The 16,749-nt window shown below is 69.5% G+C and carries 17 protein-coding genes; 9 read left to right on the forward strand and 8 right to left on the reverse strand.

Annotated elements, in window-relative coordinates; translation table 11 throughout:
- The 7 genes from sufC to ACIQWA_RS21445 all read left to right on the forward strand — a co-directional run bounded on the left by sufC (position 1) and on the right by ACIQWA_RS21445 (position 5,398).
- On the forward strand, positions 1-765 hold the full coding sequence (sufC, locus tag ACIQWA_RS21415; protein ID WP_030290237.1) for a Fe-S cluster assembly ATPase SufC: 765 nt from the start codon (positions 1-3) through the stop codon (positions 763-765).
- On the forward strand, positions 762-2,024 hold the full coding sequence (locus tag ACIQWA_RS21420; RefSeq protein WP_402484583.1) for a cysteine desulfurase: 1,263 nt from the start codon (positions 762-764) through the stop codon (positions 2,022-2,024). The genes sufC and ACIQWA_RS21420 overlap by 4 nt, the downstream gene beginning before the upstream one ends.
- 20 nt (positions 2,025-2,044) lie before the next feature.
- Positions 2,045-2,497, forward strand: a complete 453-nt coding sequence (gene sufU / locus ACIQWA_RS21425; protein ID WP_360236185.1) for a Fe-S cluster assembly sulfur transfer protein SufU — start codon at positions 2,045-2,047, stop codon at positions 2,495-2,497.
- 21 nt (positions 2,498-2,518) lie between these two features.
- Positions 2,519-2,896, forward strand: coding sequence for a metal-sulfur cluster assembly factor (locus ACIQWA_RS21430; protein WP_259316762.1), 378 nt, complete (start codon positions 2,519-2,521; stop codon positions 2,894-2,896).
- Positions 2,897-3,127: 231 nt separating this feature from the next.
- Positions 3,128-3,787 carry a Uma2 family endonuclease gene (locus tag ACIQWA_RS21435; protein WP_402484586.1) on the forward strand — a complete coding sequence of 220 codons (660 nt, stop codon included), beginning with the start codon at positions 3,128-3,130 and terminating at the stop codon, positions 3,785-3,787.
- Positions 3,788-3,932: 145 nt separating this feature from the next.
- A complete protein-coding gene (locus ACIQWA_RS21440) occupies positions 3,933-4,586 on the forward strand; it encodes a hypothetical protein (protein ID WP_402484587.1) in 654 nt (217 codons plus the stop codon).
- 71 nt (positions 4,587-4,657) lie between these two features.
- Complete coding sequence (locus tag ACIQWA_RS21445; protein WP_402484589.1) at positions 4,658-5,398, forward strand: BTAD domain-containing putative transcriptional regulator; 741 nt, start codon at positions 4,658-4,660, stop codon at positions 5,396-5,398.
- Between the two features lie 351 nt (positions 5,399-5,749).
- On the opposite strand, the gene ACIQWA_RS21450 is transcribed toward ACIQWA_RS21445, so the two are convergent.
- Together ACIQWA_RS21450 and ACIQWA_RS21455 are read right to left on the reverse strand one after the other, a co-directional pair.
- Positions 5,750-6,634: a hypothetical protein gene (locus ACIQWA_RS21450; protein ID WP_402484591.1), complete on the reverse strand. Its 885-nt coding sequence runs from the start codon at positions 6,632-6,634 to the stop codon at positions 5,750-5,752.
- A gap of 277 nt (positions 6,635-6,911) precedes the next feature.
- Entirely contained in the window at positions 6,912-7,358 is a 447-nt protein-coding gene (locus tag ACIQWA_RS21455) for a GNAT family N-acetyltransferase (RefSeq protein WP_402484592.1), read from the reverse strand.
- 189 nt (positions 7,359-7,547) lie between these two features.
- On the opposite strand from ACIQWA_RS21455, the gene gltX reads away from it, so the two are divergent.
- Positions 7,548-8,909, forward strand: a complete 1,362-nt coding sequence (gene gltX, locus ACIQWA_RS21460; RefSeq protein WP_402484748.1) for a glutamate--tRNA ligase — start codon at positions 7,548-7,550, stop codon at positions 8,907-8,909.
- A 59-nt stretch (positions 8,910-8,968) separates the two neighbouring features.
- Here gltX and ACIQWA_RS21465 read toward each other — a convergent pair whose 3' ends face one another.
- From ACIQWA_RS21465 to ACIQWA_RS21480, 4 genes are all read right to left on the reverse strand, one after another.
- Positions 8,969-9,643 (reverse strand): YdcF family protein, encoded by a 675-nt coding sequence (locus ACIQWA_RS21465; protein ID WP_402484594.1) that lies wholly within the window; start codon positions 9,641-9,643, stop codon positions 8,969-8,971.
- Between the two features lie 466 nt (positions 9,644-10,109).
- Positions 10,110-10,550, reverse strand: a complete 441-nt coding sequence (locus tag ACIQWA_RS21470; RefSeq protein ID WP_402484596.1) for an NUDIX hydrolase — start codon at positions 10,548-10,550, stop codon at positions 10,110-10,112.
- Positions 10,547-11,800, reverse strand: a complete 1,254-nt coding sequence (locus ACIQWA_RS21475) for a DegT/DnrJ/EryC1/StrS family aminotransferase (RefSeq protein ID WP_402484598.1) — start codon at positions 11,798-11,800, stop codon at positions 10,547-10,549. Before ACIQWA_RS21475 ends, ACIQWA_RS21470 begins: the two co-directional genes overlap by 4 nt.
- Positions 11,797-12,789: a Gfo/Idh/MocA family protein gene (locus tag ACIQWA_RS21480; RefSeq protein ID WP_402484600.1), complete on the reverse strand. Its 993-nt coding sequence runs from the start codon at positions 12,787-12,789 to the stop codon at positions 11,797-11,799. The genes ACIQWA_RS21475 and ACIQWA_RS21480 overlap by 4 nt, the downstream gene beginning before the upstream one ends.
- 155 nt (positions 12,790-12,944) lie before the next feature.
- On the opposite strand from ACIQWA_RS21480, the gene ACIQWA_RS21485 reads away from it, so the two are divergent.
- Entirely contained in the window at positions 12,945-14,270 is a 1,326-nt protein-coding gene (locus ACIQWA_RS21485) for a helix-turn-helix transcriptional regulator (protein ID WP_402484602.1), read from the forward strand.
- A 222-nt stretch (positions 14,271-14,492) separates the two neighbouring features.
- Here ACIQWA_RS21485 and ACIQWA_RS21490 read toward each other — a convergent pair whose 3' ends face one another.
- Together ACIQWA_RS21490 and ACIQWA_RS21495 are read right to left on the reverse strand one after the other, a co-directional pair.
- The gene (locus ACIQWA_RS21490; RefSeq protein WP_402484604.1) at positions 14,493-14,966 is read right to left on the reverse strand and encodes an ATP-binding protein; all 474 of its coding nucleotides are present in this window, start codon (positions 14,964-14,966) and stop codon (positions 14,493-14,495) included.
- A gap of 199 nt (positions 14,967-15,165) precedes the next feature.
- The gene (locus ACIQWA_RS21495; protein WP_402484606.1) at positions 15,166-16,371 is read right to left on the reverse strand and encodes a helix-turn-helix domain-containing protein; all 1,206 of its coding nucleotides are present in this window, start codon (positions 16,369-16,371) and stop codon (positions 15,166-15,168) included.
- Positions 16,372-16,749 lie beyond the last annotated feature (378 nt).

Below are 16,749 nucleotides of genomic sequence, written 5' to 3' on the forward strand. Positions count from 1 at the left end.
ATGGCAACCCTTGAAATCCGCGACCTGCACGTCTCCGTCGAGGCCGAGAACGGCCCGCGCGAGATCCTGAAGGGCGTCGACCTGACCGTGAAGCAGGGCGAGACCCACGCCATCATGGGTCCGAACGGCTCCGGCAAGTCCACCCTGGCCTACTCGCTGGCCGGCCACCCCAAGTACACCGTCACCGGCGGCAGCGTGCTGCTGGACGGCGAGGACGTCCTGGAGATGTCCGTCGACGAGCGCGCCAAGGCCGGCGTCTTCCTGGCCATGCAGTACCCGGTCGAGGTCCCCGGCGTCTCGGTCTCCAACTTCCTGCGCACCGCCGCCACCGCCGTCCGCGGCGAGGCCCCCAAGCTGCGGCTGTGGGTCAAGGAGGTCAAGGAGGCGATGGCCGCCCTGCAGATGGACCCGGCCTTCGCCGAGCGCAACGTCAACGAGGGCTTCTCCGGCGGCGAGAAGAAGCGCCACGAGATCCTCCAGCTGGAGCTCCTCAAGCCGAAGATCGCGATCCTCGACGAGACCGACTCCGGCCTGGACGTCGACGCGCTGCGGATCGTCTCCGAGGGCATCAACCGGGTCCGCTCCACCGGCGAGGTCGGCACCCTGCTGGTGACCCACTACACCCGCATCCTGCGGTACATCAAGCCCGACTACGTCCACGTCTTCGCGGGCGGCCGCATCGTCGAGTCCGGCGGCGCCGAGCTGGCCGACAAGCTGGAGAACGAGGGCTACGAGGCTTATGTGAAGGGGGGCGCTTCCGAGTGACCCGTACCCCGCTGTCCGGCCTGCTCGACACCGACGCGATCCGCAAGGACTTCCCGGTCCTGCAGCGGCTGCTCCACGACGACAAGCCGCTGGTCTACCTGGACAACGCGGCGACCTCGCAGAAGCCGCGCCAGGTGCTGGAGGCGCTGAACGCCTACTACGAGCGGCACAACGCCAACGTCCACCGCGGCGTGCACGTGCTCGCCGAGGAGGCCACGGCCCTGTACGAGGGCGCCCGCGACAAGGTCGCGGCCTTCGTCAACGCGCCGAGCCGCAACGAGGTGATCTTCACCAAGAACGCCTCCGAGTCGCTCAACCTCGTTGCCAACATGCTCGGTTGGGCCGACGAGCCGTACAAGGTCGACGCCGACTCCGAGATCGTGATCACGGAGATGGAGCACCACTCCAACATCGTCCCGTGGCAGCTGCTCTCGCAGCGCACCGGTGCGAAGCTCAAGTGGTTCGGGCTCACCGACGAGGGCCGGCTCGACCTGTCCGACATCGACGAGCTGATCACCGAGAAGACCAAGGTGGTCTCCTTCACCCTGGTCTCCAACCTGCTGGGCACCGTCAACCCGGTCGAGACGATCGTCCGCAAGGCCCAGTCGGTCGGCGCGCTGGTCGTCATCGACGCCTCGCAGGCCGCGCCGCACATGGTGCTCGACGTCCAGGCGCTGGAGGCCGACTTCGTCGCCTTCACCGGGCACAAGATGCTCGGCCCGACCGGCATCGGCGTGCTCTGGGGCCGCCAGGAGCTCCTGGAGGACCTCCCGCCGTTCCTCGGCGGCGGCGAGATGATCGAGACCGTCACCATGGGCTCGTCCACCTACGCCCCGGCGCCGCACAAGTTCGAGGCCGGCACCCCGCCGATCGCCCAGGCGGTCGGGCTCGGCGCGGCCATCGACTACCTGTCGGCCATCGGCATGGACAAGATCGCCGCGCACGAGCACGCCATCACCGAGTACGCGGTGGAGCGCCTGCTGGAGGTCCCCGACCTGCGGATCATCGGTCCGCGCACGGCCGTGGACCGCGGCGCCGCGATCTCCTTCACCCTCGGTGACATCCACCCGCACGACGTGGGCCAGGTGCTGGACGAGCAGGGCGTCGCCGTGCGCGTCGGACACCACTGCGCGCGTCCGGTCTGCCTCCGGTACGGAATTCCGGCGACCACGCGGGCGTCGTTCTACCTGTACTCGACGCCGGGCGAGGTCGACGCGCTGATCGACGGCCTGCACCACGTCCGGAACTTCTTCGGCTGACGGGACAGGGCAGGACGATCATGAAGCTCGACTCGATGTACCAGGACATCATCCTGGACCACTACCGCAACCCGAAGGGCAAGGGGCTGCGGGACGGCGACGCCGAGGTGCACCACGTCAACCCGACGTGTGGCGACGAGATCACCCTGCGGGTGAAGCTCGACGGCGCGACCGTCGCCGACGTCTCGTACGAGTCCCAGGGCTGCTCGATCAGCCAGGCCAGCGCCTCGGTGCTGAACGAGCTGGTGGTCGGCAAGACCGTCGGCGAGGCGCAGGCCGTCCAGGAGGCCTTCCTGGAGCTGATGCAGAGCAAGGGCCAGGGCGAGGGCGACGAGGAGGTGCTGGAGGACGCGGTCGCGTTCGCCGGCGTCTCCAAGTACCCGGCCCGGGTCAAGTGCGCCCTGCTCAGCTGGATGGCCTGGAAGGACGCCACCGCCCAGGCGCTCGCCAAGCACCCCGCCGTGAACGACTGACCCGCAGAGGAGGACAAGACCATGAGTGACGAAACCCCCTCCACTGCGGAGGAGCAGACCGGCACCGTCATCGTCGGCACCACGGCCGGCACCGTCTCGGTCGAGGACCTGACCGAGGCCCTGATGGACGTCGTCGACCCCGAACTGGGCATCGACGTCGTCAACCTGGGGCTGATCTACGGCATCCACATCGACGAGTCCGATGTGGCCACCATCGACATGACGCTCACCTCGGCGGCCTGCCCGCTGACCGACGTCATCGAGGACCAGGCCAAGACCGCCACCGACGGCCTGGTCCAGGACCTGCGGATCAACTGGGTCTGGATGCCGCCGTGGGGCCCGGACAAGATCACCGACGACGGCCGCGACCAGCTGCGGGCGCTGGGCTTCAACGTCTGAGGCCTGATCGTCGATCGTCGATCGTTGTTCCGCTGCCCGGGACTCCTTCGTGGAGTCCCGGGCAGCGGCGTTTCCGCGACTGGGTGAACGCCCGCGCGTGCTGCCTGAGCTACGTCGAGCGTCAATCTGTTGCCGCGCAAACCGCTCCTTAGGAGGAAGGATTTGCGCGGCAGCGGTATATCTGCGACCGGGCGGCCAGGCTGGTGCCGCGACCTCGGAGGGAGCGAAGTCATGTCGGTGATTGCGTTTGCGCAGTTGCTTCTGCCTGACTCGCCGTACGCCATGTGGGTCCGGGGAGAACTGGAGGAATACCTCCGGCTACCGGACGACGGCACGCGAGTCGAGGTGGTCGGAGGGGAGATCGTCGTGTCACCGGCGCCGGTATACGCCCACGGGGGAATCCTTTCGGATATCCATCGGGGCTTCGAGCGTGCGTGGTTCACGGATGACGACTTCCAGTGGCGGGTCGTACAGGCCATCAACCTGGACCTGATCGAGATCGGGGACGGCTACGTCCCCGACACGGTCGTCGTGCAGAAGGACATCGACGCGGAGAAGCGCGCTGAAGACGTCCTGCACCTGCACCCGCACGATCTGGCGCTGGTGGTCGAGGTGACCTCATCGTCCAACGCCCGTCACGACCGCCGTCCCATGTTCGGCCGCCAGGTCAAGTCCACCAAGTGGAGCGGGTACGCGCGGACAGGGGTGCCGTACTACTTGCTGGTCGACCGTGATCCGCGTCAGCCCGGCGTCACCTTGTTCGGCGAGCCGAACAAGGCCGAGGGAACGTACGAGTCCTTGGGTGAGTGGAAGTTCGGGGAGTCCGTTCGACTCCCGGAACCGTTCGATGTCGAGATCGTCACCGATGCCTGGAAGCCCTGGAGTTCCTAGGTACGGGAACGCCGCTGCCCGGGGCTCCGTAGGGAGTTCCGGGCAGCGGCGTTCCGGCGTCCCCGGCCGTCACACCCCCGGCCGTCACACCGCCGTGACGGTGCGCGGCGCAGGCTGGGCGCAGGCTCTTCGAGGAGGTGCGGACATGGGTACTCGACGGATCCTGCACACCGGGATGAACACGGCGATGGCAGCGGTCCTGGCCCTTGGCGGCGCCGCGCTGGGGGCGTCCTCGGCGCACGCCCAGGACTTCGGCCCGGACACCTGCCGCCAGGGCTTCGTGTGGCGCGACGCCAGGCCGGGGGACCACGTCTGCGTGACGCCGGACATCCGCTCCCAGGCGGCGTTCGACAACAGCCAGGTGCCCGTCCGGACCCTGGCGGACGGTTTCTGCGTCCAGGGCTTCGTCTGGCGCGAGGCCTGGGTCGGCGACACCGTCTGCGTGACCCCGGAGACCCGTGCGCAGACGCGATTCGACAACAGCCAGGCCGACGACCGGCGGCTGGCGGTGCGGATCTGGGCCGACGACACGAACGGCCAAGTGGAGGTCAGCGGTGACCACTTCAACATCAACGGCCGGGTGCGGGTGCAGATCGTCCTGAATTCGACCGGCACCGTGCAGTGGTCGCAGACCGTGACGGCGGTCCGGAACTCCGGGTTCGCGGGCGGCAGCTTCGGCCTGAACACCGGGCACCCGTTCAGCTGTGCGTCGAAGAACGCCACCGCGCGGGCGGTCGACCTGACCTCCGGCCGGGTCACGGCGTCGATCCCGGTCGGGTACTGCGTGAACTTCGACTGAGGTCGACAGCGCTCAGTGGGCAGGGCAGCATGGAGAAGGGGCTGATCTGTGCACGAAGAGATGGTGGTTGGATGGCCTGCGGCGATCGGCGCTCACCGGTTCGCGGTGCGGGCGTACGGCTCGGCCTGCTCGGCGGCTTCGCCCTGTCGGCCGGTGGCGCGCCGGTGGCAGTCTCCGCGGGGGCGGAGCGATTAATCGCGTTCGTCGCCCTGTGCTGCAACGGGAACGTGCCGCGCGGCCTGGTCGCCGGGACGCTGTGGCCGGACGCCAGGGAACGCTGTGCGCTCGCGAGCCTGCGCTCGGCGCTGTCCCGCCTGCCGGCGGCCGGCCGGGCGGCCCTGGAGATCGGCCCGGCCGAGCTGAGGCTGGCCGACGGCGTCGGCGTGGACCTGCGTGACGCCCGTTCGCTGGCCCGCCGGATCCTGGCCCCCGGTGCGGAGCCGGGCCGGGACGGCCTCGGGCTGGCGGCCGTCGAGGCCCTCTCGGCGGACCTGCTGCCGGGCTGGTACGAGGACTGGACGCTGCTGGAGGCGGACGCCTGGCGGCGCCTGCGGGTGCACGCCCTGGAGGCCCTGGCCTGCGCGTTCGTCGGGACCGGCCGCTTCCCGGAGGCGGTGGCCGCGGCCGGCGCCGCCGTCCGGGCGGACCCGCTGCGTGAGAGCAGCCAGGCGTGCCTCATCCGCGCCCACCTCGCCGAGGGCAACCCGTGCGACGCCCTGCAGGACGTCGAGCGCTACGAACGCCGCCTGCGCACCGAACTCGGCCTCCCCGCCCCGGCCCGGCTGTGGCGCCTGGTCGCCCAGTCCCGCTAGGGCCCGGGCCCCAGCGGGACCGGGCCCCAGCGGGACCGGGCCGGAGAACGCCGGATTCCGTCGTGGGGCCCGGACAAGATCACCGGCGACGGCCGCGACCAGCGGCGGGCGCTTGGCTTCAACGTCTGAGGTCGTTCCTCGACCGTCAACCCGCTGCCGCGCGAACCGAGGGTTCGCGCGGCAGCGGTGCATCCGGGCCCCATGTCGCCCGCCGCCGGGTGAACACGCGCGCGTGATCTGCTTCGTTGGGCAGGTTCGCCGCCGTTCCCCACCATCCACCCCCCACCCGCCTGTCGGCGGGTGCCCACCCCGGGCCTCGCCGGGCGCTGTCCCGCCCTGGTGGAACACGTCTCAGGCTGCGATCTGTGCAGGCCGACTGCCGGTCATCGCGGAGCGCAGGGCAGTTCGGACTCGGGCGGCACCTGCGGTGGCCACGTCCGCGCCCTCGCGGGCCGGTGGGGTTCGGGCGGTCAGGCCGGCGCACGGGCGGCAGATGCCCGGTCGTGGCACGGGGTCGTGGCACTTGGCGCACTCCGCGTAGCGGGCCGGTGGCCGTGCAGCGGACCGGGCGGGCGGCATCTTGTGCACCAGGCGGTAGCGGAGCACGGCCGCAGCCGAGTGCACCGGGGTGGGCAGGCCCGGCAGCAGGGCGTTCGCGAGGTCGGCGTGGGCGGCGCCGCGTTGCAGCCACTGGGCGACGAGGGGCGCGAGTTCGGCGGCTTCGGCCTCGCCCAGGCGCAGCCGGGGCTCGGGGAGGATCACCCGGAACAGCGTGGCCACCGCTTCGCGGATCTCGGGTGGTTCCTCCTCGCCTCCCCGGTCGCTTTCGCCTGCCGGGCTCGGGGGGAGGGAGGGTGCTTGATGCCGGTCCTTTACAACAGGGCTGCCAGCACGGCCGGTTGCCGCTGCACCGGGCGCCGGACGGGTGGTACCCGGTTTAGCGAGTTGCGGGGTGTCGTAGACGTGGGTCTCGGTGATGATCGTGCCGTCCGGCATGCGGATCTTCTCGACCCGGTAGTACCCGGCCTCGGCCAGCTCCTTCAACGCCTTGCGGACGGCGCCGCGCCCTTGGGTACTGCTGTCGGCCATGTGCCGTCCGTCCTCGCGCCAGCCGTCGGGCCGGGAGAGGAGGTCCGCGAGCAGGCCGCGGGCGGTGTAGCTCAACCGCCGGTACTGGAGAACGGCGTTGGGTAGCACGGTGAAGTTGCGCACGTGGGCGCTACGATGGATGCGCATTGGGAGTTCGAGCTCCTGTTGCCGGACCCCGGGGTGTTGGTAGCACCGCCGGGGTCGCCTATTTTCGGTTGGATTACGGAACGTACCACAACGCCCAGATGGTCAATCCGCCTCCGCCGAAGCAAATCTGATCGACAATCAGGCATGGTCGTTTTCTGGCGAGCCCGTGTGTAATTGGTGTCGTGGTTTGCGCGCGGATGATCGGGCGGCCGAGTTGCCCTGCGACTTCCACGCCGCGCCTTGCGTGGCGGTTCTGTCCTCCTGAACTCCCAGTCGCTCACTCAGGCTTAAAGAGCCTCATGGAGCGCACATTGTTCTCGAAGCCGAGCGAACGATACAAATGTGCGCCGTCCACACTGGTGTTGAGGCTGACCAGCCCACACCCCTCGTCCCAGAACCAGGTCAGGAGTCTGGCGGTGACGGCCCTGCCGTTCCCTTGGCGGCGGTAGCCTGGCGCCGTCAGCACAAGGTGCACATACCCGGTCCGGCCGCTGTACGTCGGTCCGGGGGGCGCTTCGTAGATGCTTCCGAGTGCGACCGAGACGAGACAGTCGGCCGGCCCGTCGACGACGAATCCGGCGATGTCCTCAGCGCGGGCAAGGCCGTCCTCCAGATAGGCGGTGAGGTCCTCGAACCACCGACCGGTCGGGGTTGCCTTGATCATCTGCGCGCGGAGGCGGGCTATCGACAGCGCGTCTGCGCCGGTCGCTCTCCGTACATCCACACCGGCTCATCCTTCGATCGGGTGAACTCGCGATACGCCTCTGGACACCCGGGCCACCACCCGTGTCCATCATCAGGTCAGCATCGATCGCGGTGTACGGCAACTCGGACCCACGGGCGCCGCTACCGTGTTCGCATGACTGTTGCCTCCCCGCCCGTCCGCGTCCGCTTCGCTCCGAGTCCCACTGGCATGTTCCACGTCGGTGGTGCCCGTTCGGCGCTCTACAACTGGGCGACCGCACGACAGCGCGGCGGCAGGTTCGTCCTGCGGATCGAGGACACCGATGCGGCTCGTAATCGCGAGGAGTGGACCGAGGGGATCATCGGCGCGCTTGCTTCCATCGGCATCTCGAAGGCGGACCCGGCGTTCGAAGGCCCCTTCTTCCAGTCGGAGAACGAGGCCCGGCACCGCGAGGCCGCTGCCACGCTGTACGAGGCCGGCCTCGCGTACTACTGCGACTGCACGCGTGAGCAGGTGGCCGAGCGCACCGGCTCCCAGCAGCTCGGCTACGACGGGTTCTGTCGTGAGCGGGGCCTGGGCTTCGAGGCCGGCCGGGCGCTGCGGTTCCGCACCCCGGACCTGGGGACCACCGTGGTGGTCGACCTGATCCGCGGCAACCCCGAGTTCCCCAACGCGGCCATCGAGGACTTCGTGATCGCCAGGGGCGACGGCAGCCCGGTCTTCCTGCTGGCCAACGTGGTCGACGATCTCGATGAGGGGATCACCCAGGTGATCCGTGGTGAGGAGCACCTCTCGAACACCCCCAAGCAGCAGCTGCTGTGGCGCGCGCTGGGCGCCGAGCCTCCGGTGTGGGCGCACCTGCCGGTCATCGTGAACGAGAAGCGGCAGAAGCTCTCCAAGCGGCGTGACAAGGTGGCGCTGGAGGACTACCTGGCCGAGGGCTACCTGCCGGAGGCGATGGTCAACTACCTGATGCTGCTGGGGTGGGGACCGAAGGACGATGTCGAGATCCGTCCGTACTCCGAGCTGGAGCAGCTGTTCCGGGTGGAGGATGTGAACGGCTCGTCGGCGTTCTTCGACGTGAAGAAGCTGGCCTCGTTCAACGGGGAGTATCTGCGGGCTCTGCCGGTGGACGACTTTGTGGCGGCGTGCGGACCGTGGCTGTCCGCGCCTCGGGCTCCGTGGCCGGCGGAGGCGTTCGACCCGGCGCAGTTCGCCGCCGTGGCCGAGCTGGCGCAGACGCGGATCTCGGTGCTGTCGGAGATCACGGCGTACGTCGACTTCCTGTTCCTGGACGAGCCGGTGCGCGACGAGGCGTCGTGGGTGAAGGCGATGAAGGAGGGGGCGGCGGACCTGCTTCGGGAGGCGCGGCGCCGCCTGGCCGAGGCGCAGTGGGACGCGGCCTCGCTCAAGGCGGTCCTGGAGGAGACGGCGGCCGTCTTCGGTTTGAAGCTGGGCAAGGCCCAGGCTCCGGTGCGGGTGGCGGTGACCGGGCGGACGGTGGGGCTGCCACTGTTCGAGTCGCTGGAGGTACTCGGCCGCGAGCGGACCCTGGAGCGCCTGGACAAGGCGCTGGCCGAGCTGGTCTGAGGCTCGAAGGCCCGCGAGACTGATGGATGGCGCACGTCCGGCCGAGCGGCGGCAGAATGTCAGGGCTTGATGAGTCGTGTGTCGAAGCCGGCCCAGCAGAGCCGGTCGTAAGCGGCATTGACTTCCTCCGGGACCTCCTGCTCGACGGCGAACCCGAGCTTCGGGTACTCGATCACCCGTTGCATGTCCCCGACGAGCATGTCGATGACGTGTTTCTCGCTCCCGATGACCTTTGTGTAGTCGGTTAGCCCCACTGGTGCCGAGGCGCAAACCACCTCAACGTCCGGCCACAGCTTGCGGCAGGTGGCGAACGCGCGCCTCTCCATGTACGGCATCGCGATCAGCATCACCGACCGAACCTCACGTCCGGCCGAGGCCAGTGCCTCCCGCGAGAGGCTGATGTTCTGGCCGGTGTTCGTGGCGTTCGGCTCCAGAATGATCGCGGACTGCGGGACGCCGAGCTCAAGAGCGTGCTCGCGGAAGTGCACCGCCTCGCCCCGAGGGAACCGCTCCGGGTGGGTGCGATTGGGGCCACCGGTGAAGACCAGGGTCGGGAAGAGACCCTCGTGGTAGAGCTCGGCCGCGTAGACCGGCACTCCGAGATCGTGGCTGCCGAGGCCGATTGCCGCATCGCACGCACGCAGCTCGTGGTGCATCTGGTGGTAGTCCCAGATTGTCTGGGCGTCCCGCCACTGCTCAGCAGTGACCAGAGGGTGAATGTCCGCCACCCGCATACTCCTTGATCACCGAGGTTTCAGAGCGGTCTGGCGGCCGTAGTTCCACCGGATGTCATCAATGCTCTCTGTGACTGGTGGCTCATACCGTACTTGGTGGCCAGACCGTCGAAGCCCGCTGACTTTCGGATCGATACGGAGAGTTGACGGCCCGAGAGTGATGAAGGCGCAGTGTGAAATGCTCGCGACCCGGGACGGACCCGCACCGGGCCGCAGCACCTCCGGAGCTCAAGTTTGCTTGGGCGGCCGGGCCACGGCGACGGCCGTGCAGGTTTCTGGGTGGCCGGGCCGACACCCTGACGCAGCCACCGGTTCGCGGCTACCTGGCGGCGAGGAAGTCCCCGCGTTCGACGGTCTCGCGGAGGACCGTGGCGGTCTCCTCTCGGACCTCGCGCAGCAGGGCAGCTCGACCTTGGTGCGGTGGGGCCTTCGGGGGATCCGAGGGCCCCGCCGCACTCGCACCATCTCAGCGGGCGATCAGCTCGCGAACCGCGTCGCTCACTTCGGGCAGCTCACTGGGGAGTGCCCACTGGTGGGCGTCGTGCTCGGTGAGGACGACCGGTTCGGTCTTCTCCACGGTGACGGCGAAGTTGAACTGGCGGGTCGTGCCGCCGCGGCTGTTCTGGTAGTCGAAGTGCCCGATGTAGCCGGTGACCTCCTTGATGGTCAACCCGGTCTCCTCCGCAGTCTCGCGGTACAGGGCGTCGAGGATGGACTCTTCCTCCTCCAACTCGACCGTCCCGGAGGGGATCTCCCACATCCCGCCCATGTAGTCGTCGGGGCTGCGCCGCACGAGCAGGACCCGGCCGTCGTGATTGATCACGGCGGCGGCGACGAAGCCGCTGATTCCGGCGGCGTCGGCGTCGGCCGCCAGGCCGGCCACGAACTCGGGGGAGGTGACAGTCACTGCAGCTCCTTGTGATGGTCGCTGATCTTGGCGGCCGCGCGGACGTACTGCTCGGCCACTTCCAGATCCTGCTCACGATGCCAGACCGGGAGCTTGATCGTGTGGGCGTGGGCGTGCTCCGCGACCGGGAAGTCCCCTGCCTCGTACCGGCGGTGGGAGTGCGGGTGCCCGGGAAACAGTGGTCCGGGCTGCTGGTACAGCGGGAGCTGGTTCATGGGGCAGGTGGAGCCGGGGCGGTCGAACTCGGTGGCGCCCTCGGCGATCAGCGCCTGGTGGAAGCGCTCGATCGGAAGGCCGTCGAGTTCATCCGGTTTGTAGGTGAGCGTCAACCCGTACCAGGACGGGATCACCCCGTCGGGCATCTCGGTGACCTCCAGACCGGGGATCCGGGCGAGCCGGCCGGTGAGGTAGCGGGCGATCTCGGCCCGTCCGGCGAGGTAGCCGTCGAGGCGGGCGAGCTGGTCGTGGGCGATGGCGGCGGCGAGGGGGTGGATGCGGAGCTTGAGGCCGGCCCCGGTGACCGCGTACCGCGCGAGCGGATGGCCTTCCGGGATCTCGGTCTTGGCCCGCTTGTTGTAGTGCGCGAGCGTGATGACGCGGTGGTAGGTGTCGTCGTCGTCCGTGAGGACGAACCCGCCCTCGCCGCCGGACAGCGGCTTGGGGCCGTTGAGGGAGAAGGCCGAGGCGAGGCCGAACGTGCCGACCTTCTGCCCGGCGATGCTCGCGCCGTGGGCATGGGAGCCGTCCTCCAGCACCGCAAGGCCGTGGGCGTTCGCCACGGCCACCAGGTCGGTCATGCCGGCGGGCTTGCCCCACAGGTGGGTGACCATGATCGCGCGGGTTCGGAGGGTGATCAGCTCCTCGATCCGGTTCGGGTCGATGTTGCCGTCCGGCCGGGTTTCGCACAGCACCGGCACCGCGCGGAGGTGGAAGAGCGGGGAGGCGGTGGCGTGGAAGGTCCAGGCTGGAACGATGACCTCGTCGCCGGGCTTGATCCGGGCGGCCCAGTAGGTGGCGTGCAGGGCGGCGGTGCCGGAGCTGGTGGTGACCGCGTGGCGGACGCCGAAGTACTCCTGCAGGCCGTCCTCCAGCTCGGCGACGACGCCGGACCGGCCGGGGATGGAGATCGACTCCTCAAGCTGGGCGGCGACCTTGGCGCGGGTGGTGTCGTCGATCGGCGGCCAACGGAAGTGCGGTCCCGTGGTGGTGACTTCGGGCTTGCCGCCGAGCAGGGCGAGGGTGCTGGTCACAGCATCTCCTTCGGGTCGATGTAGCGCCCTGCTGCCTTGGACTGGTAGCAGGAGGCGATGAACGCGGCGTGCGCGAGGTGTTGGTCGGGGCCGGAGGTGTTCGGCCGTTCGCCGTCCAGGACCCGGCAGAAGTAGTCGATCTGCGCGGTCGCCGCCGAGGCCGGAGCGTGGGGGCGGGTCAGCTCCTCCACCACGGCGCCGTGCAGGTCGAGCCGCTGAACCTGGCCCTTGGTCAGCAGCACCGAGCCGCGGGTGCCGACCACGTGCAGGCGCTCGGTCTTCGGAGCCACCCACCGGGACAGCATCACCGAGCCGTACAGGCCGGTGTCGTAACCGAGCTGGATGACGGCGGTGTCCTCCGCGTCGTATCCGCCGCCGGGGACGGCGGTGGTGGAGAACTCGGCGATGACCCGGCTGGGCAGGCCGAAGTACCACAGCAGCAGGTCGATGAGGTGGTAGCCCATGTCGATGATGCAGCCGCCCCCGGCCTGCCGGATGTCCCCGCGCCACCCGGCGCCGGGGTCGTCGGTGTGGAAGGTGTACTGGCCGTCGATCAGGAAGGGGGTGCCGATCTGGTCCAGCATCCCGGCGACGCTCGCGTGGATCGGGTTGAAGCGCCGCTGGAGGGTGACCATCAGCTCGACCTGGCCGGCCTGGCAGACCTGGGCGAGATCCCTGGCCTCCCACACGCTGGTGGCGAACGGCTTTTCCTTGAGGACGTGGACGCCCCGGGCGGCGCACTCCTGGACGACCTCGCGTCCGGCGTGGTGCGGGACGGCGACAACCACGAAGTCCGGGGCCACCGCGTCCAGCAGCTCACCGGCACGGGTGAATCCGGGGACCTGGAGCTGTTCCTGCCGCCGCCGCAGGGTGTCGGGGTCGCTGTCGCAGACGGCGACGAGTTCGGCCCTGCTGGAGGCGAGCAGGCCGGGGAGGTGGTCTTCGAGCGCCTGGTGGCCGAGGCCGATGACCGCAGCGCGTCGTTTCATGCGCGGACTCCTTCCGCATCGCGAAGGAACTTGTCGGTGCACGACGAGTAGAGCCCAACTCACGGTCACCAACCAGGCGTTGTCTGTAGTCCCGGGGTAGTCCCGCCCGTACGCGCAGTACGCTCACGGTCACCGTCGATGATGGGATTGGCCCCGTGGACGACCAGATCCGGCACCCCCTCGCGTACGCCCGCGCGCTTCGTGGCTGGTCCCAGACCGACCTTGCGGCGCGCATCCACCACGCGGCCAGGAACAGGCCCGAGGGCCTTCGCTCCGGCACCGACAAGGCGGCCGTCAGCAAGTGGGAGAACTGGCGCAAGACGCCCAGCATCGAATCCCAGCTCCTGATCGCCGAAGCCTTCGACGTGCCCATCGCCGACCTGGAAGCCATCGAGTGGCCTCACTGGCTGCCCGGCCAGGAACAACCGGTGCCGCTCGGATCGGCGTTCACCGTCCACGCACTTCGAGACGCACAGAGAGCCGCAATGGACCACCGCCGCCGCACCTTTATGACCTTCAGCGCGCTCGCGCTGGCCGGGCTCTCAGCCCAGTGGGCCACCCTCGAACCCGACCGGCTCACCACCGCCCTGAACGGCAAGCACGTCGACGACGAGCTGGTCGACTGGCTGGAGGACACCAGCGCCAAGCTGACCGCCCTGCCCACCGAACAGCGCCAGCACACCGCGAAGTTGACGGACGCCCAGCTGGCGACGGTCACCGACCTGCTGGAACAAGGCCGTTACACCGAACCCATCGGCCGGCGGCTCCACCTGCTGGCCGCCTCCCTGGCCAGCACCTGCGGCTGGCACCGCTTCGACCAGGGCCGGCACTACGCGGCGGGCAAGCTCTGGAACGCGGCCCTCACCAACGCGCACGCCGCCCGCGACCGCGACCTCGGCGCCGGCATCCTCTCCGACTTCGCCTACCAATCCATCTGGCTTACCCAGCCCGACGCCGCCGTCGAACCGCTCAGCCAGGCCCTCATCCATACCCGGCACCCCACCGCCCGATCTCTGCTTCACCTTCGCAGGGCCCGCGCGCATGCCGCCCTCGGAGCCGCCTCCGACTGCCACCGCGATCTAGCCGCCGCCGAGGCCGCCCTGCTGACCGACAGCCCCGACCAGGCCCCCGCGTGGTGTCGGTGGATGAGCACGGCGGACCTGGCGGTCGACTCCGGCCAGTGCATGCTCGACCTCGGCCGTACCGACGAAGCGCACGCCCGCATCGACGAGGGCATGAGCCTGCTGCCGCGCTCCCGCGACAAGACGCGCGGGATCTTCCTGACCTACGAGGCCCGCAGCCTGCTGCAGGCCCGCGAGGTAGAACATGCCCTTGCCGTTACGAATCAGTCCCTCGACCTCGCGACCAGGATCGGCGCCGACCGGTGCGTCACCCTGGTGCGCGAGCTCGCGCCGGCGTTCAAGCCCTACCGCCAGATCGATGGCGTTGCCGACCTCATGGACCGCCTCAAACCGAGCTAGCGTTGCGGGTTCAATGCCGACACCTTCGAACCCGACACGCGACTTGCCTAATGAACGCAGTCCAGGTTGCAGAAGGAGTCCGTTTGGGCAACGACCGTCTTGGGGCGACGGGCGATGCGGCGCCGATATCGGGCCGGGGAGTGCGTCATGTTGCTCCTCCAAGGGCGGGGACTGGGCCAGCGCGGGGTCGCGCGGCCGACGTCGGTCCGTCCGTCGGTGTGGCTACTGGGATGTGCGGGTGGAGCCATCGCCGGCATCGGCGCGCGTTGGCGGGGAAGCGGCAAGGTCGGCGTGGACGACCTTGCCGTGCGGCCATACGGTCACGCCCCACCGCTGGCGAGTGAGCTGGTCGACCAGTGCGAGCCCTCGACCGGATTCGGCGCGCGGTCCGGCGTCGATCAGCACGGGCAGGGATGCGGAGCCGTCCGAGACGAGCAGTCGTACGGTGCTGCTGGTTGTACGTCGGACACCGACCATCATGGAGGCCTGGCAGCCGGTCTTCGCCGCGTTGCCCACCAGCTCGGACACGACCAACTCGGCGTCGTCGATCAGGTGGGGCAGGTTCCACTCGGTGAGCTTGGCGCGGACCATGTGGCGGGCGGCGCGGACTGACACGGGGACGTAAGGCAGCCGGAGGGTGGCCGGGCTCGTCGAGAGTTCGGGCAGCGGAAGGGGATGTTCGAGAGCCGTCGTCACCGAAGCCCCCGGGACTGGCAGGTGACAGGGTCCGTCGCTGAGACGTAGGGGGCGACCGGAACGCGTGTGAGCGTCGGACGCTGATGATGGAGCGTGAGCATGCGCCCAATGTCGCGGAGATATTACCGTCCGTGAACAGATGGGATGTGTCAGTTCCGGAAGTCGTACCGGCGCCGAGTGACATGCCTCGTATCACTCCTCAGCTGATGACCACGGATGTTCCGAGGATGGACGAGAGCTTGCGCAGCTTGGCAGTGGTGGCGCTGCCTGCGCTCGCCTTCTGTGCGATCACCGCGGGCAGTCCCTGATGCCGAGCCCAAGCAGGCGCGGTCGAGCACACCTCGAGCAGGGTGTCCAGGGCGGTGTCGGCCTGCCGGGTCTCTGCTTGGGCGAGCGCCACGTCCAACAGCATCCGGTTACGTGCGGACGGGGTGAGTGAGCCCGTGTCGCCGATCGACTGGAACAGGTTGAGCGCCTTGCCCGGCCGACCGGTTGAGACGGAGATTCCGATCGCCTGTGCGATGACCGTTGCCGGCCCGAACGCTGTGCCGTTCACCATGACGTCCCTGCCCATCCGGGCCGCTACCGCAAGCCCCTGCGAGAGCAGGTCGTCGGCGCCATCCGCATCCCCCTGGCGGGCAGCGACGACGGCCGCGAAGGTCACATGCCATCCGTAGGTGGCGAGCATCCCTGGGTCCCGATCCCCGTACCTGGGCTCGATGGACTCGTAGGACATGCGGGCGGTCTCCTCCGCCTGGTCCAGCCGGGCATCCCGTACGTAGATCCACGACCGACCGGATGCGACCATGGCCGAGCGGAGGGTGTCCCCGGCGCGGTCGGCCTGGTGCTGCGCGTGCCCGATTCCGGCGTACGCGAGATCTCGGGCGCCGAACTGGTTGGCCACGTAGGCGGCGAGGCGGTAGGCATCCGCGAGGATGCCCGCCGCCGTACTCCTCTGGTCGATCGGGGCGGCTTCCAACGTGGCCGCGGCTTCGCGCAGCGCTGGGGCGACGCGCACTCCCGCGCCCACGTAGTCGCCGGAGCGGTAGGCCTCCCACGCGGCGGCGAGTCCGGCCGCGAGTTCGGCCGGGGCCGGGGGCTGTAGGTCGACGCCGACGCCGGCGGCGGTGTCGTGGACGGTGCGGGAGAGCTCGCGCATCATCGCCCGGTCGGCGCCGTGCATGGCGCGGCGAGGAGCCTGTTGGCCGAGGATCACCGACACGTCGGTGTGCAGAGCGGCCGAGATGCGCAGCAGCGTCTGGAGGCTGCCGCCGAGATTGCGTTCGGCCTTGCGGATCGTTGCCACGGACAGGCCCGAAGCTTCGGCGAGTTGTTCCTGTGTCATGTCCGGTCCGCGTAGGAGCTTGATGCGCTCGCCCGTGGTGTAGTCCGTCCACTGGGTCATGGTGGTTCCCTTCCGGGTGCACGGCCGTACTCGGAAGGTACCCGCTCCCATGGGCGGGCGGACACGCTTCGGCTCCGCGCTCTGCGCTCGGCTTCAACGGCTGAGGGACGTTGAGCGTCAACCTGCCGGCACGCAGACCTCTCGTTCGGGGGGAAGGAACCGTGCAGAGATGGCACGTCTGCCGGCGCGTGGCCAGGTCGGGGAACATGTCGTCGGTCGTTGCGTCTGGGCGGTGGGTCTTGCCTGACAGGTACGTCGCCGTGGGGCCCCCCGCCCGGCGGCCCCCCCCGCGGGGGGGGGGGGGGCCCCCCCCGCGGGGGGGGGGGGGGGGGGGGGGGGGGGCAGGGGGGGGGGGGGGGGGGGACCAACGGGTGGTTC

Source organism: Kitasatospora sp. NPDC098652, from assembly GCF_044760155.1.
Lineage (GTDB): Bacteria > Actinomycetota > Actinomycetes > Streptomycetales > Streptomycetaceae > Kitasatospora.

Excerpts from the sequence above, each read along its gene's own strand:
- sufC (WP_030290237.1), top strand. The coding sequence starts at position 1 with ATGGCAACCCTTGAAATCCGCGACCTGCACGTCTCCGTCGAGGCCGAG.
- sufU (WP_360236185.1), top strand. The coding sequence starts at position 2,045 with ATGAAGCTCGACTCGATGTACCAGGACATCATCCTGGACCACTACCGC.
- ACIQWA_RS21430 (WP_259316762.1), top strand. The coding sequence starts at position 2,519 with ATGAGTGACGAAACCCCCTCCACTGCGGAGGAGCAGACCGGCACCGTC.
- ACIQWA_RS21435 (WP_402484586.1), top strand. The coding sequence starts at position 3,128 with ATGTCGGTGATTGCGTTTGCGCAGTTGCTTCTGCCTGACTCGCCGTAC.
- ACIQWA_RS21440 (WP_402484587.1), top strand. The coding sequence starts at position 3,933 with ATGGGTACTCGACGGATCCTGCACACCGGGATGAACACGGCGATGGCA.
- ACIQWA_RS21445 (WP_402484589.1), top strand. The coding sequence starts at position 4,658 with ATGGCCTGCGGCGATCGGCGCTCACCGGTTCGCGGTGCGGGCGTACGG.
- ACIQWA_RS21450 (WP_402484591.1), bottom strand. The coding sequence starts at position 6,634 with ATGCGCATCCATCGTAGCGCCCACGTGCGCAACTTCACCGTGCTACCC.
- gltX (WP_402484748.1), top strand. The coding sequence starts at position 7,548 with ATGTTCCACGTCGGTGGTGCCCGTTCGGCGCTCTACAACTGGGCGACC.
- ACIQWA_RS21465 (WP_402484594.1), bottom strand. The coding sequence starts at position 9,643 with ATGCGGGTGGCGGACATTCACCCTCTGGTCACTGCTGAGCAGTGGCGG.
- ACIQWA_RS21480 (WP_402484600.1), bottom strand. The coding sequence starts at position 12,789 with ATGAAACGACGCGCTGCGGTCATCGGCCTCGGCCACCAGGCGCTCGAA.
- ACIQWA_RS21495 (WP_402484606.1), bottom strand. The coding sequence starts at position 16,371 with ATGACCCAGTGGACGGACTACACCACGGGCGAGCGCATCAAGCTCCTA.